21 protein-coding genes are annotated in these 23,399 nt (G+C 66.0%); 11 read left to right on the top strand and 10 right to left on the bottom strand.

The features are described from left to right. The first annotated feature begins 122 nt into the window (after positions 1 to 122). The 7 genes from OCK02_RS12320 to OCK02_RS12290 all read left to right on the top strand — a co-directional run bounded on the left by OCK02_RS12320 (position 123) and on the right by OCK02_RS12290 (position 8,658). Complete coding sequence (locus OCK02_RS12320; protein WP_230805057.1) at positions 123 to 425, top strand: virulence factor; 303 nt, start codon at positions 123 to 125, stop codon at positions 423 to 425. Then, entirely contained in the window at positions 418 to 993 is a 576-nt protein-coding gene (locus OCK02_RS12315) for a methylenetetrahydrofolate reductase C-terminal domain-containing protein (RefSeq protein ID WP_230805056.1), read from the top strand. The genes OCK02_RS12320 and OCK02_RS12315 overlap by 8 nt, the downstream gene beginning before the upstream one ends. 3 nt (positions 994 to 996) lie before the next feature. After that, a complete protein-coding gene (locus tag OCK02_RS12310; protein ID WP_263813307.1) occupies positions 997 to 2,091 on the top strand; it encodes a methylenetetrahydrofolate reductase in 1,095 nt (364 codons plus the stop codon). An 85-nt stretch (positions 2,092 to 2,176) separates the two neighbouring features. Then, positions 2,177 to 3,142, top strand: coding sequence for a methyltetrahydrofolate cobalamin methyltransferase (locus tag OCK02_RS12305; protein WP_263813306.1), 966 nt, complete (start codon positions 2,177 to 2,179; stop codon positions 3,140 to 3,142). Positions 3,143 to 3,147: 5 nt separating this feature from the next. Beyond that, positions 3,148 to 3,495 (top strand): hypothetical protein, encoded by a 348-nt coding sequence (locus OCK02_RS12300; RefSeq protein WP_263813305.1) that lies wholly within the window; start codon positions 3,148 to 3,150, stop codon positions 3,493 to 3,495. 196 nt (positions 3,496 to 3,691) lie between these two features. Further along, on the top strand, positions 3,692 to 5,731 hold the full coding sequence (locus OCK02_RS12295; protein WP_263813304.1) for an ASKHA domain-containing protein: 2,040 nt from the start codon (positions 3,692 to 3,694) through the stop codon (positions 5,729 to 5,731). 182 nt (positions 5,732 to 5,913) lie between these two features. Then, complete coding sequence (locus tag OCK02_RS12290; protein WP_263813303.1) at positions 5,914 to 8,658, top strand: cation-transporting P-type ATPase; 2,745 nt, start codon at positions 5,914 to 5,916, stop codon at positions 8,656 to 8,658. Positions 8,659 to 8,667: 9 nt separating this feature from the next. Here OCK02_RS12290 and OCK02_RS12285 read toward each other — a convergent pair whose 3' ends face one another. Both OCK02_RS12285 and OCK02_RS12280 read right to left on the bottom strand, forming a co-directional pair. Next, entirely contained in the window at positions 8,668 to 9,588 is a 921-nt protein-coding gene (locus OCK02_RS12285) for a LysR family transcriptional regulator (protein ID WP_263813302.1), read from the bottom strand. A gap of 131 nt (positions 9,589 to 9,719) precedes the next feature. Next, positions 9,720 to 9,899, bottom strand: a complete 180-nt coding sequence (locus tag OCK02_RS12280; RefSeq protein ID WP_263813301.1) for a hypothetical protein — start codon at positions 9,897 to 9,899, stop codon at positions 9,720 to 9,722. Between the two features lie 117 nt (positions 9,900 to 10,016). Here OCK02_RS12280 and OCK02_RS12275 point away from each other — a divergent pair, with 117 nt between their 5' ends. After that, entirely contained in the window at positions 10,017 to 10,247 is a 231-nt protein-coding gene (locus tag OCK02_RS12275; protein ID WP_263813300.1) for a hypothetical protein, read from the top strand. Between the two features lie 144 nt (positions 10,248 to 10,391). Here OCK02_RS12275 and OCK02_RS12270 read toward each other — a convergent pair whose 3' ends face one another. After that, on the bottom strand, positions 10,392 to 10,988 hold the full coding sequence (locus OCK02_RS12270; protein WP_263813299.1) for a GNAT family N-acetyltransferase: 597 nt from the start codon (positions 10,986 to 10,988) through the stop codon (positions 10,392 to 10,394). Positions 10,989 to 11,275: 287 nt separating this feature from the next. Here OCK02_RS12270 and OCK02_RS12265 point away from each other — a divergent pair, with 287 nt between their 5' ends. After that, positions 11,276 to 12,289: a GlxA family transcriptional regulator gene (locus OCK02_RS12265; RefSeq protein ID WP_230805043.1), complete on the top strand. Its 1,014-nt coding sequence runs from the start codon at positions 11,276 to 11,278 to the stop codon at positions 12,287 to 12,289. A gap of 62 nt (positions 12,290 to 12,351) precedes the next feature. Here OCK02_RS12265 and OCK02_RS12260 read toward each other — a convergent pair whose 3' ends face one another. The 6 genes from OCK02_RS12260 to OCK02_RS12235 all read right to left on the bottom strand — a co-directional run bounded on the left by OCK02_RS12260 (position 12,352) and on the right by OCK02_RS12235 (position 20,167). Further along, positions 12,352 to 13,674: a diguanylate cyclase gene (locus OCK02_RS12260; RefSeq protein WP_263813298.1), complete on the bottom strand. Its 1,323-nt coding sequence runs from the start codon at positions 13,672 to 13,674 to the stop codon at positions 12,352 to 12,354. A 117-nt stretch (positions 13,675 to 13,791) separates the two neighbouring features. Beyond that, positions 13,792 to 14,619: a response regulator gene (locus OCK02_RS12255; RefSeq protein ID WP_263813297.1), complete on the bottom strand. Its 828-nt coding sequence runs from the start codon at positions 14,617 to 14,619 to the stop codon at positions 13,792 to 13,794. Between the two features lie 331 nt (positions 14,620 to 14,950). Then, complete coding sequence (locus OCK02_RS12250) at positions 14,951 to 15,214, bottom strand: hypothetical protein (protein WP_263813296.1); 264 nt, start codon at positions 15,212 to 15,214, stop codon at positions 14,951 to 14,953. Between the two features lie 129 nt (positions 15,215 to 15,343). Further along, positions 15,344 to 17,833 carry a mechanosensitive ion channel family protein gene (locus OCK02_RS12245; RefSeq protein WP_263813295.1) on the bottom strand — a complete coding sequence of 830 codons (2,490 nt, stop codon included), beginning with the start codon at positions 17,831 to 17,833 and terminating at the stop codon, positions 15,344 to 15,346. A 155-nt stretch (positions 17,834 to 17,988) separates the two neighbouring features. Beyond that, positions 17,989 to 18,549, bottom strand: a complete 561-nt coding sequence (locus OCK02_RS12240; protein WP_263813294.1) for a DUF924 family protein — start codon at positions 18,547 to 18,549, stop codon at positions 17,989 to 17,991. Positions 18,550 to 18,676: 127 nt separating this feature from the next. After that, a complete protein-coding gene (locus tag OCK02_RS12235) occupies positions 18,677 to 20,167 on the bottom strand; it encodes a transglycosylase SLT domain-containing protein (protein WP_263813293.1) in 1,491 nt (496 codons plus the stop codon). A gap of 202 nt (positions 20,168 to 20,369) precedes the next feature. On the opposite strand from OCK02_RS12235, the gene OCK02_RS12230 reads away from it, so the two are divergent. Further along, complete coding sequence (locus tag OCK02_RS12230; protein WP_412178814.1) at positions 20,370 to 20,807, top strand: OsmC family protein; 438 nt, start codon at positions 20,370 to 20,372, stop codon at positions 20,805 to 20,807. 39 nt (positions 20,808 to 20,846) lie between these two features. On the opposite strand, the gene OCK02_RS12225 is transcribed toward OCK02_RS12230, so the two are convergent. After that, positions 20,847 to 21,419 (bottom strand): DUF1349 domain-containing protein, encoded by a 573-nt coding sequence (locus OCK02_RS12225; RefSeq protein WP_263813292.1) that lies wholly within the window; start codon positions 21,417 to 21,419, stop codon positions 20,847 to 20,849. A gap of 320 nt (positions 21,420 to 21,739) precedes the next feature. Between OCK02_RS12225 and ccoN the strand changes: the two genes are divergently transcribed. Continuing rightward, positions 21,740 to 23,398: a cytochrome-c oxidase, cbb3-type subunit I gene (gene ccoN, locus OCK02_RS12220; RefSeq protein ID WP_263813291.1), complete on the top strand. Its 1,659-nt coding sequence runs from the start codon at positions 21,740 to 21,742 to the stop codon at positions 23,396 to 23,398. Position 23,399: the final 1 nt, after the last annotated feature.

The following is a 23,399-nucleotide window of genomic DNA, read 5'->3' as shown; positions in this document are numbered from 1 at the left end:
CCTTGCGCAAACAGAGCAGGCTCGCGCGAATCCCACGTCGTTTTTGAGCGATGCCCGGTCGTGGCGAGCGCAGCCAGCGGGCTTTGCAGCAAGCATTGTCGGAACCGAGGAGTACCTACACCATGGCAGACCGCATCATCGTCTATTGGCGCGACATCCCCGCCCAGGTCATCATCAAGCAGGGCCGCAGGACGGCCAAGCGCGAGCTGTCGCTGCGCTTCACCGAGGCGATCGACATGTGCGCCATGCGTACTGGCGCCGCCGAGACCGACGACTACCTCGCCGAATGGCGCAAGGCCGATCCGGTGCCGGTTTCCGACGAACTGGAGGCCGAGGCCGACAAGGCGGCAGCCGAGCTCGAGGCGGCCTACGATCGCGAACGGCTGGTGGCGCTGGTCAAGGCCGGGGGCCGCGACGATGGCTGACCCCAAGCCCGGCAACGCCGCGCCCGCGCAGAAGGCCGCCACCGGCGCCTATACGCCGGCCGGGGTCTCGCCGAACCGCCGTTCCCGGCACAAATACACGGTCCGGCTCTGGGCGGTCCGTCATTCCCGCTTCTTCGAGTGGTTCTACAATCGCTTCGCCGCAGCCTTCCTGCTGCTCGATCCGCTCTGGCGGCTGTTCGGCTACCAGCGTGTCGAGCGCCCGGTCACCTTCGTCGAGCGCCATGTGAAGGGCTTTTTGTTCGACTGTCGCATGTGCGGCCAGTGCGTTCTGTCGTCGACCGGCATGTCGTGCCCGATGAACTGTCCCAAGCAGTTGCGCAACGGCCCCTGCGGCGGCGTGCGGGCCAACGGCAATTGCGAGGTCGAGCCGGACATGCCCTGCGTCTGGGTGCAGGCCTGGAAGGGATCGCAGAACATGGCGAAGGGAAATGCCATCATGAACGTGCAGAAGCCGGTGAACCAGTCGCTGCGCGAGACATCCTCCTGGCTGCGCGTCACCGCCGAGGCCGCGGCGGCCCGCGAAGCTGCGAGCGGAAAGGACGCCTGATCCATGGCCCATTTCGACGAAAACCCGCTCGGCCCCCACCTGCCGCTCGATCCCCTGCCCGGCCATTCCTCCCTCGGCCGGCTGGAACGCGTGCTCCGGCGCGGCGAATTCGCCGTCACAGCCGAACTGAACCCGCCCGACAGCGCCAATCCGGAAGACGTCTACGAGCGCGCCGCGATCTTCGACGGCTGGGTGGACGGCATCAACGCGGTCGACGCGTCGGGCGCCAACTGCCACATGTCCTCGGTCGGCATCTGCGCGCTTCTGACCCGCATGGGCTATGCGCCGATCATGCAGATCGCCTGCCGCGACAAGAACCGCATCGCCATCCAGGGCGACGTGCTGGGTGCTGCCGCCATGGGCGTGTGCAACATCATGTGCCTGACCGGCGACGGCGTGCAGGCCGGCGACCAGCCGGGCGCCAAGCCGGTCTTCGACCTCGATTGCATGTCGCTGCTCGAGACGGTGCGGATCATGCGCGACAATGCGAAATTCCTCTCGGGCCGCAAGCTGACGACGCCGCCGAAGGTCTTCCTCGGCGCCGCCATCAACCCCTTTGCGCCCCCCTACGGCTTCCGCCCCTATCGCCTCGCCAAGAAGATCGAGGCCGGCGCCCAGTTCGTCCAGAGCCAGTACTGCTTCGACGTGCCGATGTTCCGCGAATACATGAAGAAGGTCCGCGACCTCGGCCTGCACGAGAAATGCTACATCCTCGTCGGCGTCGGCCCGATGGCCTCGGCCCGGACGGCCAAGTGGATCCGGTCCAACGTGCCCGGCATCCACATCCCCGACAGCATCATCGCCCGCCTGGAGGGCGCGCAGGACCAGAAAAAGGAAGGCAAGCAGCTCTGCATCGACATCATCAACGAGGTGAAGGAGATCGAGGGCGTGTCCGGCATCCACGTCATGGCCTACCGCCAGGAAGAATACGTGGCCGAGATCGTCCACGAATCCGGCGTACTCAAGGGTCGCAAGCCCTGGACGCGCGAGCCGAACCCGGTCGACCAGCTGGTGGCCGAGCGTATCGAGGAGGTGCGCGAGGGCAAGGAGCAGAACCAGCAGGAAATGGCCGAAATCGCCGCCCACCACCCGCATTGATCGAGGCGGGCGTCATGCGGCGCGCCACCTTGTAACCCGAAAATTCGCGCGATAGCCTGTCGCCAACGTCACCAGAGGAAATTTCATGACCCGCACCATCGTCGCTTCCGCCACCCGCGAGATCGTCATCGGCTTCGACCAGCCGTTCTGCGTCATCGGCGAGCGGATCAACCCGACCGGCCGCAAGAAGCTGGCAGCCGAGATGGTGGAAGGCAATTTCGACACCGTCATCAAGGATGCGCTGGAACAGGTCGCGGCCGGCGCCACCATGCTCGACGTCAATGCGGGCGTCACCGCCGTCAACCCGAACGAGACCGAGCCGCCGCTTCTCGTCAAGACGCTGGAGATCGTCCAGGGCCTGGTCGACGTGCCGCTGTCGATCGACAGTTCCGTCACCGCCGCGATCGAGGCCGGCCTCAAGGTCGCCAAGGGCCGGCCATTGGTCAACTCGGTCACCGGCGAGGAGGAGAAGCTCGAGGCGATCCTGCCGCTCGTCAAGAAATACGACGTTCCTGTCGTTGCCATCTCCAACGACGAAACCGGCATCTCGATGGACCCCGACGTCCGCTTCGCCGTCGCCAAGAAGATCGTCGAGCGCGCGCTGGACCACGGCATCAAGCCGGAGGACATCGTCGTCGACCCGCTCGTCATGCCCATCGGCGCGCTCGGCGACGCCGGACGGCAGGTGTTCGCGCTGCTGCGCCGCCTGCGCGAGGAATTGAAGGTCAACACCACCTGCGGCCTCTCCAACATCTCCTTCGGCCTGCCGCACCGCCACGGCATCAATGCCGGCTTCATCCCGATGGTGATCGGCGCCGGCATGACGAGCGCCATCATGAACCCCTGCCGCCCGCAGGAAATGGAGGCCGTGCGCGCCGCCAACGTGCTCAACGGCACCGACGCCAACTGCACCAACTGGATCATGACCTACCGCGACCACAAGCCCGTCGAAGCCGGCGCCACGGCATCGGCATCCCCTGCCCCCACTGCCGGCGGCGGCCGCCGCGGCGGCCGGGCCGCCCGTGCCGGCACGGGCGCTTCGAGGGAGTGACCCTCATGACCCCGCGCCGCCTTCGCAAGGATGCCTCCACGCTCTGGTTCGAAGCCCCCTTCGTCATGGCGATGCGGATCCACGACATGCAGATGGCGGCGCTGACCGGCAGGTCGCAGGACACCGCCGAAATGAACCGCATGGTGGCGGAGAAGGTGATGGCGACTGCCGAAAGCGCCGTGGCCGTCAACATGGCGATCTCGCGCGCAGCCTTCGGTGCGGCGATGAAGATGATGACCGGCGGCCGCCCCTCGGTCGAAAAGGCCGGCGAGGCCATCGCCGCGGCCGCCCTCAAGCCCTACGGAAAGCGCGTGCGCGCCAACGCCCGACGCCTGCCGAAGAAGAAATCCTGAACCTTGCAGTCAAGCCGGCGGGATGGCATCCGGAAATGATGCTGGCGGATCTTTCCATGTCGGGATTTGACAACTATCAGGCTGCATTCCGGTGCAGTCTGCACATTTGCGTGAAACGCCGGTCCAGGACCGATGCGGGCCCGATGAAAGACCGAATACCATGCGCTACGAAGGCACGTCCGAGAACGAGAGCAACATGAGCGAAGCCGCGCAGACCGATCCCCTGGTCCTGTTCATGCCGTCGGGCAAGCGCGGTCGCTTCCCCGTGGGCACGCCGGTCCTCGACGCCGCCCGCAAGCTCGGTGTCTATGTCGAAAGCGTCTGCGGCGGCCGGGCCACCTGCGGGCGCTGTCAGATCGAGGTGCAGGAGGGCAGCTTCGCCAAGCACAAGATCGTTTCCTCGCTCGACCACATTTCGCCGGTCGGGCCGAAGGAAAAGCGTTATGCCGAGGTTCGCACCATTCCCGAGGGGCGCCGGCTCTCCTGCTCGGCCCAGATCCTCGGCGACCTCGTCATCGACGTGCCGCAGGATACCGTCGTCAATGCCCAGGTGATCCGCAAGGCCGCGACCGACCGGACCTTCGACCGCAACCCGGCGATCCAGCTCTGCTATGTAGAGGTCGACGAGCCCGACATGCACAAGCCGCTCGGCGATCTCGACCGGCTGAATGCGATGCTGGAAAAGGATTGGGGTTTCAAGAACATCCTCGTCGCCCAGCATCTCTTGCCGGAGGTGCAGAAAATCCTGCGCAAGGGCAACTGGGGCGTAACCGCCGCGATCCACCGCGACATCGAGGGATCGCGCCCGAATCTGATCGCATTGTGGCCCGGCCTGCACAACGAGGGATACGGGATAGCCTGCGACATCGGATCGACCACCATCGCCATGCATCTGGTGTCGCTGCTATCGGGCCGTGTCGTCGCCTCGTCGGGCACGTCGAACCCGCAGATCCGCTTCGGCGAAGACCTGATGAGCCGCGTGTCCTACGTGATGATGAACCCGGACGGGCGCGAAGCCATGACGAAAGCCGTGCGGCAGGCGATCAACGAGCTGACGGTCAAGGTCTGCAAGGAGGGCGGCGTCGATCCGAACGACATCCTCGACGCCGTCTTCGTCGCCAATCCGATCATGCACCACCTGTTCCTCGGCATCGATCCGACCGAACTCGGCCAGGCGCCGTTCGCGCTCGCGGTTTCCGGGGCGGTCCACACCTGGTCGCGCGAGATCGACCTCGCCATCAATCACGGCGCCCGCGTCTATCTCCTGCCCTGCATCGCCGGCCATGTCGGCGCGGACGCTGCCGGTGCGACGCTCGCCGAGGGGCCGCACCGCCAGGACAAGATGATGCTGCTCGTCGACGTCGGCACCAATGCCGAGATCGTGCTCGGCAACCGGCAGCGCGTCGTCGCCGCGTCGTCCCCCACGGGGCCCGCCTTCGAGGGCGCCGAGATCTCGTCAGGCCAGCGCGCCGCCCCCGGTGCGATCGAGCGCGTGCGCATCGACCCCGAGACGCTGGAGCCGCGCTTCAGGGTAATCGGCGTCGACAAGTGGTCCGACGAGGACGGCTTTGCCGAGGCCGCAGCATCCGTCGGCGTCACCGGCATCTGCGGCTCGGCGATCATCGAGGTCGTGGCCGAGATGTATCTGTCGGGCATCATTTCCGAGGACGGCGTCGTCGACGGCGCGATGGCGGCGAAAAGCCCGCGCATCATCCAGAACGGCCGCACCTTCTCCTACCTGTTGCATGACGGCGAGCCGCGCATCACGGTGACGCAGAACGACATTCGCGCGATCCAGCTCGCCAAGGCGGCGCTCTATGCGGGCATCAAGCTCCTGATGGAGAAGCAGGGTATCGACCATGTCGACACGATCTGCTTTGCCGGCGCCTTCGGCACGTTCATCGATCCGAAATACGCCATGGTGCTGGGCCTGATCCCCGACTGCGACCTTTCCGAGGTCAAGGCGGTTGGCAACGCCGCCGGCACCGGCGCACTGATGGCATTGCTCAACCGCGGCCACCGCCGCGAGATCGAGCATCTCGTCAGCCGGATCGAGAAGATCGAGACGGCGCTGGAGGGCAATTTCCAGCAGCTCTTCGTCAACGCCATGGCGATGCCGAACAAGGTCGACGCCTTCCCGAACCTTTCAACCGTCGTCACCCTGCCCGAGCGCAAGGCTCCGTCCGACGACGGCGGCGAAGGCGGCGGCCGCCGCAGGCGCCGCAGCCGGGAATAGGCCACCGGGAACGGTTTCCGGCCTGCAATCCGCTCCGCCCCGTACGGCCGATGACGCATTGCTGATCGGCCCAAGCTTGACGTGCATCAAGTGGGGATCGCTATACTCGTGATAGGCCTCGGGATATCGCGCCGCGTCTCCTGCCGGACGCCGCCGCCCGAAAGCTTGCACGGAGGACCGGAATGAACGTTCGCACGGCCGTTTCGGACGTAGACCGGGCCGCCGAGACCGCGCAGCCGGTCGCCTGGCATGCCCTGCCCACAGATGCGGTGCTCGCGCGGCTCGGAACCTCCGACGAGGGCCTCTCCGCCGACGAGGCGAAGCGGCGGCTCGAACGCTGCGGGCCGAACCAGCTTCCCGCCCCTCCGCCACGCCATCCCCTGCTGCGCTTCCTCGCCCAGTTCAACAACACCCTGATCTATTTCCTGCTGTCGGCCGCCGTCGTCGCCGCGATCATCGGCCATGTCGTCGATGCGGCCGTCATCGTCGGCGTCGTCCTCGTCAACGCGATCGTCGGCTTCATCCAGGAGGGGCGCGCCGAAGAGGCGCTGAACGCCATCCGCGACATGATCGCACCCCATGCCCGCGTCCTGCGCGGCGGTCGGCAACATGACATCGATGCCCGTGCCATCGTTCCCGGCGACGTCGTCCTGATGGAGGCGGGCGACAAGGCGCCGGCCGATATCCGCCTGCTGCGCGCCCGCAGCCTGAAGGTCGACGAGGCCATCCTGACCGGCGAATCCGTACCCGCGGAAAAGGAGGAACGGCCGGCCGCAACGGAGGCCGCCCTCGGCGACCGCCACTCCATGGTCTTCTCCGGCACGCTGCTGGCCACCGGCCAGGCGACCGGCATCGTCGTCGCGACGGGGGCCGGGACCGAAATCGGCCGCATCTCGACGATGATCGGCGGGATCCGGACGCTGGAAACCCCGCTGCTCGTGCAGATCAACCGCTTCGGCCGGATCTTCACCCTTGTCGCGATGACGACGGCTGCGGCGCTGATGGCGTTTGCCATGCTGGTCCACGCCTATCCCTGGGCCGACGCGCTGATGATCGTCGTGGCGCTGGCCGTCGGCGTCGTGCCCGAAGGGTTGCCGGCGGTGATCACCATCACGCTTGCGATCGGCGTGCGGCGGATGGCCCGGCGCAATGCCGTCGTCCGCCGCCTGCCCGCCGTCGAGACGCTCGGCGCCGTCTCGGTGATCTGCTCCGACAAGACCGGGACCCTGACGAAGAACGAAATGACCGCCCGGCGGATCGCCACGTCGGAGCGGGAAAGCCTCGTTGCCGGCGCCGGCTATGCCCCGGAGGGCGTCATCGGCGAAGGCGATACGCCGCCGAACCGGTCGGAGACGGAACTGGTGCGCGCCGCCCTCCTGTGCAACGACGCGCAACTGGTCGAGGCCGATGGCCGCTGGTCCGTGCTCGGCGACCCGATGGAGGGCGCGCTGGTAACGCTCGCCATGAAGGCCGGCCTGCAACCGGAAGCGGAGCGGTCTAACCGGGCCCGGATCGACGAGATCCCCTTCGACGCCCGGCACCGCTTCATGGCCACCCTCAACCGCGATCCCGCCGGCGGCGGCCGCATCTTCGTCAAGGGCGCGCCGGAGCGCGTGCTCGCCATGTGCGCCCGACAGGCCGGAGGCGATGCCGGCGCAACGGAGATGGACCTCGACGCAGCCTACTGGCGCAAGCGGATCGCTGCAGCAGCAGCCAATGGCGAGCGGGTCCTGGGCCTTGCGGCAGCCACAGCACCCGCAGCACTGGAACGGCTCACCTTCGAGGACGTCGAGACCGGCCTCGTCTTCCTCGGCATCGTCGGTTTCATCGACCCGCCGCGCGAAGAGGCGATGGCGGCGGTGGCCGACTGCCGCTCCGCCGGCATCGCGGTCAAGATGATCACCGGCGACCACGTCGACACCGCCGCCGCGATTGCCCGCCAACTCGCCATCGCCGACGATCCGAAGGCGATGACGGGCGCGGAGATCGACGCCGTTGCCGATGCCGAACTCGGCGCGGTCGTCGAGGCGGTCAGCGTCTTCGCCCGCACCAGTCCGGAGCACAAGCTGCGCATCGTCCGCGCCCTCCAGAACAACGGCCATGTCGTCGCCATGACTGGCGACGGCGTCAACGACGCGCCCTCGCTGAAGCAGGCCGACGTCGGCATCGCCATGGGCCGCAAGGGCACCGAAGCGGCCAAGGAGGCGGCGGAAATGGTGCTGGTCGACGACAACTTCGCCTCGATCGTCGCCGCCGTCCACGAGGGCCGGACCGTCTTCGACAATATCCGCAAGGTCATCTCCTGGACCGTCCCCACCAATGGCGGCGAGACCATCTGCGTGGTGCTGGCCATCCTCCTCGGCCTGTCCCTGCCGATGTCACCGGTCCAGATCCTCTGGATCAACATGATCCTGACGGTCACGCTCGGCCTGGTGCTGGCCTTCGAGCCGACCGAACCGAACGTGATGCGCCGGCCGCCGCGCGGCCGCAACGCGCCGCTGGTGACCGGCTTCCTCGCATGGCGGATCCTGTTCGTCTCGATCCTTTTCACCATCGGCGTGTTCGGCATCTTCGAATATGCGATGCGCTCGGGCCAGGGCGAGCGGGTGGCGCGCACCATGGTGGTCAATACGCTGGTGGTGATGGAGATCTTCTATCTCTTCAACGTGCGCTATCTGCACATGACGTCGTTCAATCTGAAGGGCGTGCTCGGCACCCCGGCCGTGCTGGGCGCGATTGGCGTGGTCGTCGCAGCACAACTCGCCTTCACTTATGCCCCGTTCATGCACGCCCTGTTCGACAGCGCGCCGGTCGCGATCGGCGACGGCGTCCTCATCATCGCCATCGGCATCGTGACGATGCTGGTGCTGGAGGCGGAGAAGGCGCTGATGCGGCGCATGGGCGCCCTCCGTCCCGCCGACACCTGATCCGATCCGTCAGCAGGCGACGGGCAGGAGCGACTCCTTGGGGCTGCGCTCGAAGCGCGCAAAGGCCGCGCGGACATAGTCGGCGACCGCCTTCACCGGCGCGTCGGCATCCTCGCCGATGACGAGGCCGATCGTGTAGTGGCCGAGGTCGGGCAGCCCGTCCTTCTCACCGAGCGCCACCATGTCGTCCTGCACGAGGAAACGGGCGAGCGGCGCGACCGCCAGATCGGCGCGGATTGCCGCGCGCTGGCCCATGTGATGGGCGCAGAAATAGGCGACGCGGAACTCGCGGCCCGACCTCGCCAGTTCCTCGAGCGCCCGGGCCCGCCAGATGCACCCCTCCTCCCAGACCGACACGGGCAGCGGATGCTTCGTGTGCGCGGTGCCGCAGTTCTTCGCCGCCCAGACGAGTTGCTCCTTCATCAGGATCTCGCCCGGAACCGGCGTGGTGTTGTCCGGCGAATTGAAGATCGCCAGATCCAGCCGCCGCTCGGCGACGGCGCGGCGCAGGCTGGAGCTCGATTCGATCGACACGTTGACGGCGATCGAGGGATAGGTCTCGGCAAACCGGCGCAGCACCTCCGGCAGGATCAGTTCGCCGACGTCGTCCGGCGCGCCGAGCCGCACGACTCCGTTCATCTCCGGCATCATGAAGCGCGAGACCGCCTCGTTGCTGAGCGTGAGCAGCCGGCGGGCATAGGAGAGCAGCACTTCGCCATGGTGGGTGAGCGTGACCGAGCGGGCGTCGCGCCGGAACAGCGTGCAGCCCAGCATCTCCTCCAGCTTCTTGATCTGCATCGAGACCGCCGAGGGCGTCCGGTGCACCGTCTCCGCCGCCGTGGTGAAGTTCCCGGTCTCGGCGATGGCGACGAAGGTCCTGAGAATGTCGAGTTCCAGCAAGGGCAGCGGCTGCCTCGGCATCACGTTCATGGCATCCTCCTCATTCAGAATTACTGATCGATAGCTTCATTTCATTTCGTTTGATTGAACACCCCTTCGGCGCGATAGTCAATCCAACGAAACCGGATCCGGAAAGGATGGGTGTCATGACAGACCGCAAATCACACGCAGATGCCGCTCCGTTCGCCATTCGCGCCGTCGGCAGGGGCTTTGCGCTCCATATCCGCCAGTTTCTCGATGCCCGGGCGGCCCGCCGCCTTCGCCGCCGCGCCGAGCGTGAAATGGAAATGCTGCCGCCGGAACTGCAGCGCGACGTCGGTTGGCCGGGACGCCGTTCCCATGACGGAATCTGATGCATTGCATCAAATATATTCGATTGATTGATGAATAAGGCCGCGACATGATGATCATCAAGGTCGCGACCTTTCGAACCTCCCAAGATCGAAAGGACCCTCGAAATGCATACGTCCATCTCACATCTTCACGACGGCTCGCTCGCAAGGCGCGTGTCCGGAGCTGAAACCCTGTCGTCGTTCCGGCGCTTGGCCGGTCGCGTTGCAGACGCCTGGCGTCATCATCGCGAGGAGCTCGAACTGGAAAACCTCCCGTTCGACCTGCGCAAGGACATCGGTTTTCCGGCCACCGACGAAGCAGCCGACATCGCCTCGGTCATCAGGAAGACGCGATGAGAGAATGCTATCCGGCGATGACCCCGTCGCCGCAATCTCCCAGGACGACGACCCACTGTCGCCGGACATGAAATCGCCGAGGCGGTTTCGGTCCGGCGATTTTTTTAGCCTTCGCTACGCCATGTGCCGGCCGAGGCGAAGGGCTCAGCCCCGCAGGATCGGTACCTGCGGCGCGGCATCGGCCGGCAGGATCCCGACGAGCCGCGGATCGTCGAACACCTCCACCATCCGCTCATAGGGCACGAAGCCGGAGCGCACGTAGAAATCCAGCGCCTGCGGGCTGTCGAGGCTGCAGGTGTGCACCCAGAAGCGTGAAACCGGCTTCGACCACGCGTTTTCGATCGCCTGGTTCATCAGCCAGCGCCCCGCCCCGCGTCCGATCATCGCCTTCGTCAGCCCGAAGAAGGTCAGTTCGCATTGCCCTTCCTCGCGGAAATCGAGCTCCATCAGGCCCTCCGCCCGTCCGCCCGCCATCACCGCGCGCACTTCCACGGCCGGATCATGCAGGATCTCCGCCAGCGCGCCCTCGGCAAGCGACAGCCGCGAACTCCACAGCCAGTCCGTGCCGATCCGCCGATAGAGGTCGCGGTACCAGTCGAGATCCGGCTCCCGGACGAGGGCGAGCGTCAGCCCATCCGGCTCGGCGGCATTTCCGGTCGGCGTGGGGGAAAGCATTTCCAGACAGGTGACCGCCGCCACCAGTTTTCCGGGTGCCACTTTCGAGTATCCGTCGGCGAGCATCGTCTTCTCCTCTGTATCGTCTTTTCTTAACGCCTGCGCCGGCCCGTTCAAGCGTCTTTCGCAACTTCGGGCCCGTCCCCTGCCACCGCCCCGGAGCAGAATGCCGTGTCGCAAATGTCGCACGACCGTCGCGAGGCCGCGCTCCTGCGAGAAAACCCTCAAACACCGGGAACACGAATGGTTACGCAGGGCTTCACAGTCGCACCGATCCATGCAAATGTCGCAATCAGGCAAGCTAGACGACCGGCTTCGGGAGACGCTTGCGAAAAACCAGAGCGGAACTCCCCATGACCAAGACAGCAGCCAAAAAGCGTTCGCTTGTTTTCTTCCTCGTGCCCAATTTCTCGATGCTGCCGTTCTCGGCCGCGATCGAGGCGTTGCGCATCGCCAACCGCATGCTGGGCTACGAGGCCTATAGCTGGCGCCTGTCGTCGACGGACGGCCAGCAGGTGCTGTCTTCCAGCGGCATCGGCCTCGAGGTCAATTCTTCGCTGGCCGACGAGCGCAAGTTTCTCGGCGGGGAGAATCGCCCCTCCATGGTGCTCGTCTGTTCGGGCATCTACGTCGAGGACTTCCGCAACAAGTCGGTGAATGCCTGGCTGCGCGAAGCCTATAATCGCGGTGTGGCCATCGGTTCGCTCTGTACCGGCGCGCATGTCCTGGCCCAGGCCGGGCTGCTCACCGGCAAGCGCTGCGCGATCCACTGGGAGAACCTGCCGGGCTTCGCCGAGGCCTATCCCCAGGCCGAGGTCTATGCCGACCTCTACGAGATCGACGGCAACATCTATACCTGCGCCGGCGGCACCGCCTCGCTCGACATGATGCTCAACCTCATCGATCAGGACTTCGGCGAGAACCTCGTCAACAGCATCTGCGAGCAGGCCCTGACCGACCGCGTCCGCGGCCCGCACGATCGCCAGCGCCTGCCGCTGCGCGCCCGCCTCGGCGTGCAGAACGCCAAGGTGCTCTCGATCATCGAACTGATGGAAAACAATCTCTCCGAGCCGCTGTCGCTGCTGGAGATCGCCGAGAGCGCCGACCTCTCCCGCCGCCAGATCGAACGCCTCTTCCGGCAGGAGATGGGGCGTTCGCCGGCCCGCTACTATCTCGAGATCCGCCTCGACCGCGCCCGCCACCTGCTGGTGCAGTCGTCGATGCCGGTCGTCGAGGTCGCCGTTGCCTGCGGCTTCGTCTCCGCCTCGCACTTCTCCAAGTGCTACCGCGAACTCTACAACCGCTCGCCCCAGCAGGAGCGCGCCGATCGCAAGCTGATGCTTCCGGCCGCAGTCGCGGCACGCTGAGCTCTCCCGGGCACGCTGAGCGTTCCCGACAGCGGAAAGCCGGCCTCCATGACGGGCCGGCGCTAGCCCGCCAGCGCCGGCTGCAGCGAGCGCTCGGAGAACACCCGGTTTCGCCCGGCGTGCTTGGCCATGTAGAGGAACTGGTCGGCCGCGTTCAGATAGTTGTCGAAGACCTCGTCGCCCTCGATGGCGGCCACCCCGATCGAAACGGTGATCGTCAGCGGTTCGCCGTCGGCCTCGATCGGGGTGGCCGCCAGTTCCTCGCGCAGCATGTCGCACCGCGCCACCGCGTCGGCCACGCCGATCCCGTCGAAGATCATGCCGAACTCCTCGCCGCCCAGCCGGGCCAGCAGGCAGTTTCCGCCGAGCCGCGCCTTGAGGCGCTTGGAGACCGCCTTCAGGACGACGTCGCCAACCTCGTGGCCGTAGGTGTCGTTCAGCCGCTTGAAGTGGTCGATATCGACGATCGCGATCGAGGCCTTCGCGCCGCGGCGCATGGCCTGGCTGACGATCCTCTGCCCGGCCTCGAAGAAATAGCGGCGGTTGTAGACATCGGTGAGGTAGTCGCGCGATGCCAGAAGGGTCAGCGCCTGGAACTGCTTGTGCAGCGCCGCCAGGTGCAGCATCCGCGCGGTGAAGTCCTCCTCGCAGAACGGCCGGAGGATGAACTCGTCGCCACCCGCCTTCAGGAACCGCGCTCCCGTCGCGTCCTGCCCCCGGCTCGAGAGGCCGACGATGCGCACGCTCATCGGCGAGTAGTGGCGGCGGATCTCGCCGAGCAACAGCACGCCGTCGCAGCCCGGCTGGTCCAGATCGAGGAGGACGATGTCGGTGTCGCGAGCTTCGTCGAGCAGGTCGAGCGTCCGTTCGGCGCCCTCCGCCTTCTGCAACTGGAAGCGCTGCCTGGACAGCAGCGCCGCCTCCAGCGCCAGGCTGCCCGGCTCCGGCGAGACGAGCAGCACCTTCGTCCGTTCGCTCGCAAGGATGCGGTCGACGCCGACGATCACCTGCTGCAAGGCCGAGGGGCTGTCCTTCATGACATAGTCGAGCGCGCCCTTGGCGAGCGCGCTTTCGCGCACCGATTGACCAAAGGAGGCGCTGAAGACGATCGGCCGGATGCCGCGCGAGACCAGGAGGTCGAGCGCCTCGCAGTCGGGCGAGCCCGGCAGGGTCAGGTCGACGATGGCAAGGGCGAACGGCTCCGTGCCGGCCTCGACGGCGGCCCTCAGGGCATCCATGTTCCCGCAATGGGTGACCCGGACCCCGAGTTCCGTCTCCAGCCGGAACCGCAAGGCGGTGGAGAACATCCGCGAATCTTCGACGATCAGGACGGACCGGCCGAAATGGCGCAGGAACGCAGCCTGTCGTTGCGAATTCCGGTCCACTTCAAACCCCTTCCCCACTGCGCCCCACGCACTTTCATTACATCGCTCCGGGTTTACCAAGCGGTTAACTCCCGGAAACTATCTCACCTTACGTAAGCCTGTCGTCGCGGGCCGCTGTCACGCGGCCTTGCGTCCGTTCGCCTTGCGGATCTGCGTCAGCGTGTCGAGGTTCTGGTTGATCCGGCAATAGAACTCCTCGTCGATGAACGGCCGCAGCATGAAATCATTGCCGCCGGCCTTGAGGAACCGCGCCGACAGCATCCGGTCCGTCGAAGAGGAAACCCCGATGATGCGAAGCTGGTGCGAGCCCATGAACGACCTGATCCGCCGGGTGAGCTCGAAGCCGTCGATGTCGGGCATGTTGTAGTCGGTGACCATCAGGCCGATATCCGGATTGGCCTGCAGGATGGCGAGCGCCGCAGCCCCGCTCTCGGCGGTGCTGACACGGAAGTTGTAGCGCTTCAGCCGGGTCGAAAGCAGCGCCCGCGCCGTCGGGCTGTCGTCGACGATCAGCACGTGGTGATCGTGGTTGGTCAGGAAGCGGCAGACGGATTCGGCCAGCATGTCGACGGCGAACACGTTGTCCTTGATGATGTAGTCGACGATCTCCTTCGATATCAGGTGGTCGCGCGTCTGCTGGTGGAACATCCCGGTAAAGACGATCGTCGGCACGCTGAGGTCGATCAGGTAGTTGAGCGCCTCGCCGTTCTCGGCGCCCGGCAGGTTGATGTTGGAGATGGCGAGCGTGATCGGATCGGACGAGCGCTCGTAGGTCTCCTCCAGTTGCAGGAAGTCGCGGCAGAGCTCGACCTGGATGCCGAACAGCTCCTTCAGCCGTGCGCCGATCATGGAGGTGAAGACGTTGGAGTCCTCGACGAGCAGGATGCGGTGATGGGAAAGCGACGCGCCAGCGTACTGCATACCGGAGATACCGATGAATGACATCTTATGCCTTCTGACATGAGGGTTTCGCGTGCCGCCTGCGGTCGCCATTCGGCGCGGCGGCATCGGACCTGCACATGGTCCCGTCCGAAGGGATCATCCACTCTCCGGTCAACGTCGAGACGATAGGAAGCGCGCTTTGAGAAAGCGTTAAGACGCAAGGCGCCGACATGCAGATGATTTACAGAAGATTGACGGCGCGGACAAAGTCTGGCCACAGGCCGAAAAAGCGGCGGGGCCGACCGGCAGCGGCAGGAGACAGGCGGGCAGGAAGGGCGCTGCGCAGGCGCATGGCGCCCCGGTTTCGGGGCGCGCCGCCGCCCGCTTGCGGCAGCTACTTGACGAGGGCCGATCCGCCGGTGATCTCGACCGTCTCGTCGCCGTTCAGCGCGACGCGGTCCCCGTTCGGCAGCGTAACGAAGCAGCCCGCCGAGCAGACCGATTCGGTCTCTCCGGCACCCAGCGCCAGTTCTGTCCGCTTGCCGTTCTCGACGATCGTCACGACCACCGAATCGCCATCCTTGTTGGTGATGGACGCCGCAAAAGCCGGCGCGGCAACCGTCGTCGACATCAGCAGCATCGTTACAAGCATTCGCATCATCCATGCCCGGCGCCGAACGCCGCCCCTGTTACAACCCCGTGAGGAGTCTAGCCTCACGCCCGGGTCTTTGCACAGGTTTTATGACGCGTACACTGAATATGGCGTGAATGGGGCATTCATCATCCGTCAGCCCGTTTCGTCGGCCCCCTCCTCGACCGGCTTCGGCGCCGGCTTCCGCGAGGGTGCCACGTCCGCCCTGGCGCTGTCGATCATGGCGGCAAGAAGGCGGGCGCTCTCCGGATCCATGGTCACCGGCACGGTCGGAGCCGCCGGCCCCGCCAGCGCGATGTCGTCCTGGCGCAGGCGCTCCAGGATCGCCGTGCGCATTTCCGTCTTGATGACGCCCGCGTCCAGCACGTCGGCGACGAAGGCCCTGAGCTCGAAATCGAGCGTGAGCGCCGAAAAGCCGAGGAACGTGACCGACGGCTCGGGATTGCGCAGCACCGGCTGCGTCGCCGCCACCTCCAGCAGCAGTTCGGTCACCTGGCGCGGATCGTTGCCGGAGAACACGCTGACGGGGATCTCGATGCGGCCGAGCTTGTTGCGATGCGTCCAGTTGCCCACCTGCCCGTTGATCAGGACCGAGTTCGGCACGATGATCGTCTGGCGCTGGAACGTCTCGATCTCGGTCGCGCGCACGGAGATGCGCTTGACGAAGCCTTCCGTCGTGCCCGCCACGACCCAGTCGCCGACCTTGAACGGCCGCTCGGCCAGAAGGATCAGCCCGGAGACGAAGTTCGACACGATGTTCTGCAGGCCGAAACCGATACCGAGCGAGAGGGCACCGGCGACGAGGGCGAGGCTGGAGAGATTGATGCCCGCCGCCGAGATGCCGATGAGCCCGGCAAGGCCGACGCCGGCATAGCCGACCGCCGTCCGCACCGAGTTGCGGACACCCGGATCGACATGGCTGCGCACCATGATGGTGCCGTCCAGCCAGCGCTGGAACCAGCGTGTGACCACCAGGCCGAGCGCGAACAGCAGCACGCCTGCGAGAATGCCGATGAGCGAGATGGAGATGCTTCCGACCCGGATCTCGGTGAAGATCTGGTAGGCCCAGCTCTCGATGTCGCCCAGCTGGAATCCCCACTGCAACAGGATTCCCGGCAGGCCCAGCAGGAGCACGATCAGGTAGATGCCGAGGCTCGCCGCCAGCCCGGCCTGGTCCAGCGTCACCTCGCCCAGCTGGTAGCGTTCCGCCATGCGCTGGCCGAGATAGGTCCGCGCGAACGCGCCCTGCGTGCCGATGGCCCGGCCGGAGAGGATGCCGATATACATCGTCACCAGGATCGCGCCGGTGACCACGATCTGGGCGGCGACGAACCGCGCCAGCCCGACATAGCCGATCACCGCCATGGCGATCAGGCCGAAGCCGGTCAGCATCAGCAGCATGGACAGCGTCCGCGGCCATGGCCGTCCCCGGGTGGCCGGATCCTCGCCCTCGCGCAGCATCGGCCGGATGAACGAGATCCAGATCAGGATCATGCCGATGACGATGGAGGCGATCATGCTCTTGGCGACGGTCAGGACGACGGCGGAGCCGAGCGCCACGCTGACGGTGCCGAGGAAATAGTCGAGCGAGTTGGCGAGCGCCATCGCAAAGATCGACCGCTCCAGCCGCCGCGCGCCATCGTTGGAGACGTTGACGAGCCGCCATTCCGGCCGGTTCGGGGCGAGCACGGCGCGGGCCAGCGCCGAGACGAAGTAGAGACCGACGCAGACCCCGAACAGCGTCGAGACCATCGGCGCGATGTCCGGTCGCAGCACGTTGAAGCTGGAAAGCAGCGAGTAGCACGCGAACGCGAATGCGCCGACGGCCAGGGTCGGGATCATGATCGACCAGTAGGCGACCATCAGTCGGGTGATGTAGTGCGGCTTCTCGATCATCTTGTTGCGCTGGATGATCGGGCCGGCCAGGCGATAGCCGACGGAATAGAGGACGAGGCCGACGACAAGCGAAAGCGAAATTGCAGCCAGCAGCGATTCCCGCTTGAAATTCCACACGAAACGCGCCCAGCCGCCGACCGTGCGCTGCAGGTCCGCCCCTTCGTCCGCCCCGGCGCCGATGGCCTCCTCCAGCACCTCCGGCGTGATCTTGGTGCGCTCCAGCAGCGTCTCGGTGAACAGCGTCCGACGCATTTCGGTGATCTCGTTCGACAGTTGCGTCGTCTCGATCGAGAGCTCCTCGGCATTGCCCGTGAGCGCGTTGATGGCGGCCCGCTCGTCCGAAAGCCGGGCGCGTTCCTCCTTGATCACCTCGGACTCGGCCGGCTGCCCCTCGGCCGGCACCGGCCCGATCTCGTCGAGCCTGGCCTTGATCTGGTTGAAGCGTTCCCGGGTCGAGACCGAGGCTTCGAGCGCGAAGCGGCCGAGTTGCTCGACCTCCAGCCTGAGTTCGCCGAGCCGGACCCCGTTCTCCCGCGCCGCCTCGATCTTGACGCGCAGGTCCGCCAGCTGCTGGCGCGCCTGCTCCAGCCGCTTGTTCGCCGCCGCGATCGGATTGGACGGCGTCGACACCTCGGCCGCCGGCGCCGGATCCTGCGCGATCGCGATGGCAGGCAGGAGCAGCGGCACGATCGCGAGCAGGGCGAAAAGGGCGCGTTTGAGTGTCGTCACGGACGGTCCTTGCTACATCTGGTGCCCGCGATGGTCGAAACGATCGCGTGCGAAATCAACGTCTGGCTGATGCACCGGGGGCCTTGCCCGGGGGTGCGAGAGATTCGGCGCGCAAATTATTGCGCGACCCGGGCGAAGTGAAGGCAGGATTTTCGTCAGAAGCCGGATCCCGGAATGGCGAGGTGGTCGAGTTCCTCCGAGGTCGATTCCCGCCCGAGATAGGCGTTGCGATGGGGAAAGCGGCCGAAGTCGCGGATGACGGCGTGGTGGCGCAGCGCATAGTCGAGGTAGAGCCTGTCGCCGAGCGACTTGAACAGGGCGACCGACCGGTCCTGGTCGGCCAGTTCTTCCGAATGCTCGAAGGGCAGGTAGAAGAAGTGCCGGTGGCCGAAGACGACCTTGGTGTCCGCGCCCGCCGCAAGCGCCAGCCGAGCCTCGCGCAAGGCGATCCAGTCGGTCGCAAAGGCGAGCGGCGAACCGCGGTACATGTTGCGCGGGAACTGGTCGAGAACGATCACGGTCGCAAGCCGTGCCTCCGGCGTCTCCCGCCAGGCATCCGGCACATGCCGCGACAGCGCCAGGTGCGTCGCCGCAAAGCGCAGGCGGATATGGGCGTCGAGTTGTGGCGGCGGCGAGAACCAGTGTTCCGGGTTCAGGAGTTCGCACCAGAATTCGACGACTTCCGCCGGCTCCGCCACATCGCTGTCAGACCGCATTTCATCCTCCTGCCATCCTTGCGGGCGGCCATGCTGCTTGCGGCAGGCCGCCCTTCGACGCCCCTGCCACGGTTGCCTGCCCGTCATCCGACCATAGCGCATATCCTGTGACAGGAGAAAGCGGCCGTCATTCGGCCGCCTCTCCCGCCCCGGCGCCGGCAGTCGTCGCGCCGACCTGCTCCTTCACCTCCAACCGGTCCTCGGTTCGCTCGGAGAGCATCCTGTAGGCAATGTAGTACTTGTAGATGTTGGCGACGTACTGGACGGTCTCTCGGCCGACGATCGAGGAGGCGGCGTTTTCGACATTGCCGAACCAGATGTCCGGATCGAGACCGAGCTCTTCGGCCTTCCTGCGGAACTTCCTCAGATTGCCCGGACCCGCATTATAGGCGGCGAAGGCGAACAACTGCCGGTCGGTCGGCGCCAGCCCCTCGTCCCCGATATAGGTTTCGATCAGGTGGCGCAGGTATTTCGCGCCCGCCTCGACGTTGCGATCCGCATCATCGGCGATGCCGGAGATCCCGATTGCCTTGTCGCGCGCCGTCGACGGCAGCAGTTGCATGATGCCCACCGCCCCGCGCGGGCTGCGGCGGCTCTGGTCCAGCTGCGATTCCTGGTAGCCCTGCGCGGCAAGCATGAGGTAGTCGAACGCATAGGTGTCACCATGGCGCTGGAAGATCTCGACCAGCCGCCGGAAGCGCTCGACGTCTGCCGGCGCATAGGCCCGCCGCACGATCTTGTCGCTCTTGTAGTACCGGTTGCGCAACAGGTTGCCGAACGTGGTCCCGATCTTGTGGTCGGCCACGAAGGCGTCGAGCCTGGCCTTCAGCAGCGGGCTGTTCTTGCGGATCGCCCAGGCGATCCGGCCTTCGTCCGCGATAACGATGTCGTCGCGCACCGTCAGGTCGGTGAACACGCCCGACCAGATCGCCGCCTTGTGCGCATCCACGATCGTCCATGGCAGCAGCCCGGCATTGACCATCTCCATCAGGTCTTCGTCCTCGAGGTTTTCGTCGGCCTCGCCGATCTCGATCTCCGGCCGGCCGGCGGCCTTGCGCGCGGCGTTCAACGCCTCGAGGTGCTCGTGGTAGCTGCTGCTCGCGCGGACGTCGATGCGCCTGCCGCCGAGATCGTCGAGGGCCTTCACCGCAGGCGATCCCGGCCCGGTCACGAGGATTTCCCTGGCATCGCCGTACAGGGGCGCCGTGAAATCGACCAGCTTCAGCCGCTCGTCAGTGATCGTCAGGTTGGCCATGACGATGTCGCCATATCCCTGGACCAGCGCTTCCAGCAGCCTGTCGCGCGGCGTCGGAAGGAAGATCACCCGGACACGGTCGAGCTCCTTCTTCGTCCCCTTGTTGATCTGTTCCTCGAGCGCGCGGCCATACTCCACCGCGGTGCCCAGTTCCTTCCCGGCGTCGATGAAATAGATCGTCTTGCTGAACGGCACCAGCACGCGCACGAGTTGCCGTTTCGCCATCTCGTCGTAGTCTATGAGATGTGGCTCGGTCGATGTCTTGAGCGTGGCCGTATCGCCGGCCGCCATCCCCGTTTGCAGGAAAATCGCGGCAAGCGCCAGAAATGCCGCACGCACGCGCCGGAAGAATACATACCCCATCTGTGCCCCGCCCGTGTTCCCGCGGGTCGGCGCACCATGGCGCCGCTCACCGCAACCCTGAACGCGACCATCATACGCTGTATCGCGCATTTGGAACATGGCCCGTCGGCGCCAGCCGTCACGGCAGAGGCGGACTTCCAGAACCTCCCCTTGCCAGCGTCGGCCGATGCGCCTATCTCCGGTCGGACGGCGGAGGATGGGGATGACGGCAGTGCCCGAACCGAAACTCAGGACCAGGATCACCGGCGCCACGGCCAGCCTCGGCCGCACCGGTTTCCCGCATGTCACCTCGGCGACCGGCGGCGCGCTCGACATCGTCACCGGCCCCTCCCAGCCCGGCTTCAATCCGATCGACCTGCTCTACGCGTCACTGGCGTCGTGCCTCGCCATGAGCGCGCGCATCGCCGCCAGCCAGCTCGGCGTCCTCGGCCGTATCGGCGAGATCACGGTATCTGTTGCCGGCGAGAAGGCGAGCGAAGGGCCCAACCGCGTCCGGGAATTCACGATCGCATTCGCCGTCACCGGCGACATCGACTCCCAAACCCGCGAGAAGATCGTCGGCATCGCGGAGGAGATCTGCACGGTCAGCAACACCCTGCGCCACAGCCCGCAGATCACGACGACGGTCTCGGCGGGCTGACGCAAGGGACAGGAACCGGCCGGCACCGCCCCCTCTCCCTCAATCGTGCAGGGCGCGCGCGATCGGTGGCCCGACCTCGAAATCGGAGAACACCGCCTCGAACCCCTCGCGCTCCGGCGAGCAGGCGGTCACGCCGACAAAGGCGGAAACCGCCGGAAACGGGCATAGCCGCGCCATCTGCCACGGCGTATCGCCGAACCGGAACTGGACCCGCACCGCATCGTCATGCCGGGTCAGGCGGACCGACAGCGGCGCCTCGGGAGAGACGCCGTGCAGCGGAATGACCGACCAGTCCGAGACCCCGCGCGTGACGACGACGCTGAAATGCATCAGCCCGTCGGTGAACTCGATGCCGCACTTGATCCAGTTCGCCGCGTCGAGGCGCAGCATCAGGCCGGCCTGGTCGTACAGTTCCTCGTAGCGCCCGGAAACGGTCACGGACGCGGTGAAGTCGCCCTCGACCGGCGTCAAGAAGGCGTGCCCGCTGTCGCGCTCGAAGCCATAGAAGGTCTTCCGCCAGAAATCGGTCGCACCATCCGTGCGCAAGGCAAGGCGTCGCGCGTCGCCGCTCCACGCCTTCGGCTCGTTCAGCCAGAAAAACGTCGCCTCCATGTCCGGTTCTCCGTCGTTTCACAGACGTCAATCTGTCCCGGCGAGGCATGCCCGTTCAAGGGGCAATCCATGTCCACCGGTCGATGACCCTGCCAATCGGTCGGCAAAAGGCGTCAACACGCCGCACAATCTCTGGTTTATCAAACCGCAAATCCGATTGATGAACGGCGAAGAACATGCAACGATCAGTATGTTAGCGACCGCCCGGGACGGCGGCCGTTCACACGGTTGTAAAAGACCTGAGTAACAACGCAGTCTTAATCCTACAGGCCATGAATGGTGATCCGGCGCGAGGCGGATCGCCCCGTTCGGGGGACGGCATGATTGCACAGCTGACAGCCTTGGAACGCACCTATGCCGCGATCATCCTGGTCGTGATCATGTGCGTCGGCGTGGCCATGGCGGTCGTCGGGCGTGGCGACCTGTTCGCCGTCCACGGCTGGATCATCGCGGCCTACGCAATGGCGGTGATGGTGGTGCTGCTGCGCGACATCGACGCGCCCGAGCCCTGGGAAGAACGCTTCCGCGAATATTACGACGATCCGACCAAGGTCGGCATCATCCTGTCGCTGATCTGGGGCGTCATCGCCATGGCGATCGGCGTCTGGGTGGCCTCCCTGCTTGCCTGGCCGGACCTGACCTTCGACGCCGCCTGGGCGAGCTTCGGCCGGCTGCGCCCGGTGCACACGAGCGGCGTCATCTTCGGCTTCGGCGGCAACGCTTTGATCGCCACCTCCTTCCACGTGCTGCAGCGGACCACGCGCGCGCGCCTGCCCGACCAGTTGAGCCCCTGGTTCGTGCTGCTCGGCTACAATCTCTTCTGCGTGCTGGCCGCCACCGGCTACCTCATGGGCATGACCCAGTCGAAGGAATATGCCGAACCGGAATGGTATGCCGACCTGTGGCTGGTGGTCGTCTGGGTCGTCTATTTCGCGATCTACATCCGCACCCTGGCGCGTCGGCGCGAACCGCATATCTACGTCGCCAACTGGTACTACATGGCCTTCATCCTCGTGGTCGCCATCCTCCACATCGTCAACAACCTCGCCGTCCCCGTCTCGATCGGCCACGCCAAGAGCTACTCGCTGTTCTCAGGCGTGCAGGATGCGATGACGCAATGGTGGTACGGGCACAACGCGGTGGCCTTCTTCCTGACCTCGGGCTTCCTCGGCATGATGTATTACTACCTGCCGAAGCGCGCCGGGCGGCCGATCTATTCCTACCGGATGTCGATCATCAGCTTCTGGGGCATCACCTTCATGTATATGTGGGCGGGCTCCCACCACCTGCACTACACCGCCCTGCCCCATTGGGTGCAGACGCTCGGCATGGTCTTCTCGCTGGTGCTTCTGGTCCCGTCGTGGGCCTCGGCCGGCAACGCGCTTCTGACGCTGAACGGCGCCTGGCACAAGGTGCGCGACGATGCGGTCCTGCGCTTCATGATGCTGGCCGCCATCTTCTACGGCATCACCACCTTCGAGGGCTCGTTCATGGCGATCCGCGCCGTCAACTCGCTCTCGCACTATACCGACTGGACCGTGGGCCATGTGCATGTCGGCGCGCTCGGCTGGGTCGCCATGATCACCTTCGGCTCGCTCTATGCCCTGGTTCCGTGGATGTGGAAACGGCCGGCGCTCTATTCGGCCCGGCTGGTCGAGGTCCATTTCTGGTTGGCGCTGGCGGGAACCGTCGTCTACGTCTTCGCCATGTGGAACTCCGGCATCATCCAGGGGCTGATGTGGCGCACCTATGACCCGAACGGCACGCTCACCTATTCCTTCCTCGACACGCTGGTCGCCATGCACCCGTACTACATCGCCCGCGCATTCGGCGGACTGCTGTTCCTCACGGGCATCGTCATCGCCTTCTACAATATCTGGATGACGATCACGCTGCCGGCGCCGGTCGACGAGGGTGCGGCCTCCGACCTGCCGGTCGAGCCGCCCGCGCCGCGGGCCTGGGCACAGGCGGGGGAATAGC

It is taken from the genome of Rhizobium sp. TRM96647 (assembly GCF_025780115.1).
Lineage (GTDB): Bacteria > Pseudomonadota > Alphaproteobacteria > Rhizobiales > Rhizobiaceae > Mycoplana.
Note: the sequence above shows the minus strand (reverse complement) of the source record. Positions and strands in the feature narration are given on the sequence as shown.

Excerpts from the sequence above, each read along its gene's own strand:
- ccoN (WP_263813291.1), top strand. The coding sequence starts at position 21,740 with ATGATTGCACAGCTGACAGCCTTGGAACGCACCTATGCCGCGATCATC.
- OCK02_RS12280 (WP_263813301.1), bottom strand. The coding sequence starts at position 9,899 with ATGGGAACGGCGTCCCGGCCAACCGACGTCGCGCTGCAGTTCCGGCGG.
- OCK02_RS12250 (WP_263813296.1), bottom strand. The coding sequence starts at position 15,214 with ATGCGAATGCTTGTAACGATGCTGCTGATGTCGACGACGGTTGCCGCG.
- OCK02_RS12290 (WP_263813303.1), top strand. The coding sequence starts at position 5,914 with ATGAACGTTCGCACGGCCGTTTCGGACGTAGACCGGGCCGCCGAGACC.
- OCK02_RS12295 (WP_263813304.1), top strand. The coding sequence starts at position 3,692 with ATGAGCGAAGCCGCGCAGACCGATCCCCTGGTCCTGTTCATGCCGTCG.
- OCK02_RS12270 (WP_263813299.1), bottom strand. The coding sequence starts at position 10,988 with ATGCTCGCCGACGGATACTCGAAAGTGGCACCCGGAAAACTGGTGGCG.
- OCK02_RS12320 (WP_230805057.1), top strand. The coding sequence starts at position 123 with ATGGCAGACCGCATCATCGTCTATTGGCGCGACATCCCCGCCCAGGTC.
- OCK02_RS12305 (WP_263813306.1), top strand. The coding sequence starts at position 2,177 with ATGACCCGCACCATCGTCGCTTCCGCCACCCGCGAGATCGTCATCGGC.
- OCK02_RS12255 (WP_263813297.1), bottom strand. The coding sequence starts at position 14,619 with ATGTCATTCATCGGTATCTCCGGTATGCAGTACGCTGGCGCGTCGCTT.
- OCK02_RS12285 (WP_263813302.1), bottom strand. The coding sequence starts at position 9,588 with ATGAACGTGATGCCGAGGCAGCCGCTGCCCTTGCTGGAACTCGACATT.
- OCK02_RS12235 (WP_263813293.1), bottom strand. The coding sequence starts at position 20,167 with ATGGGGTATGTATTCTTCCGGCGCGTGCGTGCGGCATTTCTGGCGCTT.
- OCK02_RS12315 (WP_230805056.1), top strand. The coding sequence starts at position 418 with ATGGCTGACCCCAAGCCCGGCAACGCCGCGCCCGCGCAGAAGGCCGCC.
- OCK02_RS12310 (WP_263813307.1), top strand. The coding sequence starts at position 997 with ATGGCCCATTTCGACGAAAACCCGCTCGGCCCCCACCTGCCGCTCGAT.
- OCK02_RS12225 (WP_263813292.1), bottom strand. The coding sequence starts at position 21,419 with ATGGAGGCGACGTTTTTCTGGCTGAACGAGCCGAAGGCGTGGAGCGGC.
- OCK02_RS12300 (WP_263813305.1), top strand. The coding sequence starts at position 3,148 with ATGACCCCGCGCCGCCTTCGCAAGGATGCCTCCACGCTCTGGTTCGAA.
- OCK02_RS12240 (WP_263813294.1), bottom strand. The coding sequence starts at position 18,549 with ATGCGGTCTGACAGCGATGTGGCGGAGCCGGCGGAAGTCGTCGAATTC.
- OCK02_RS12275 (WP_263813300.1), top strand. The coding sequence starts at position 10,017 with ATGCATACGTCCATCTCACATCTTCACGACGGCTCGCTCGCAAGGCGC.
- OCK02_RS12265 (WP_230805043.1), top strand. The coding sequence starts at position 11,276 with ATGACCAAGACAGCAGCCAAAAAGCGTTCGCTTGTTTTCTTCCTCGTG.
- OCK02_RS12230 (WP_412178814.1), top strand. The coding sequence starts at position 20,370 with ATGACGGCAGTGCCCGAACCGAAACTCAGGACCAGGATCACCGGCGCC.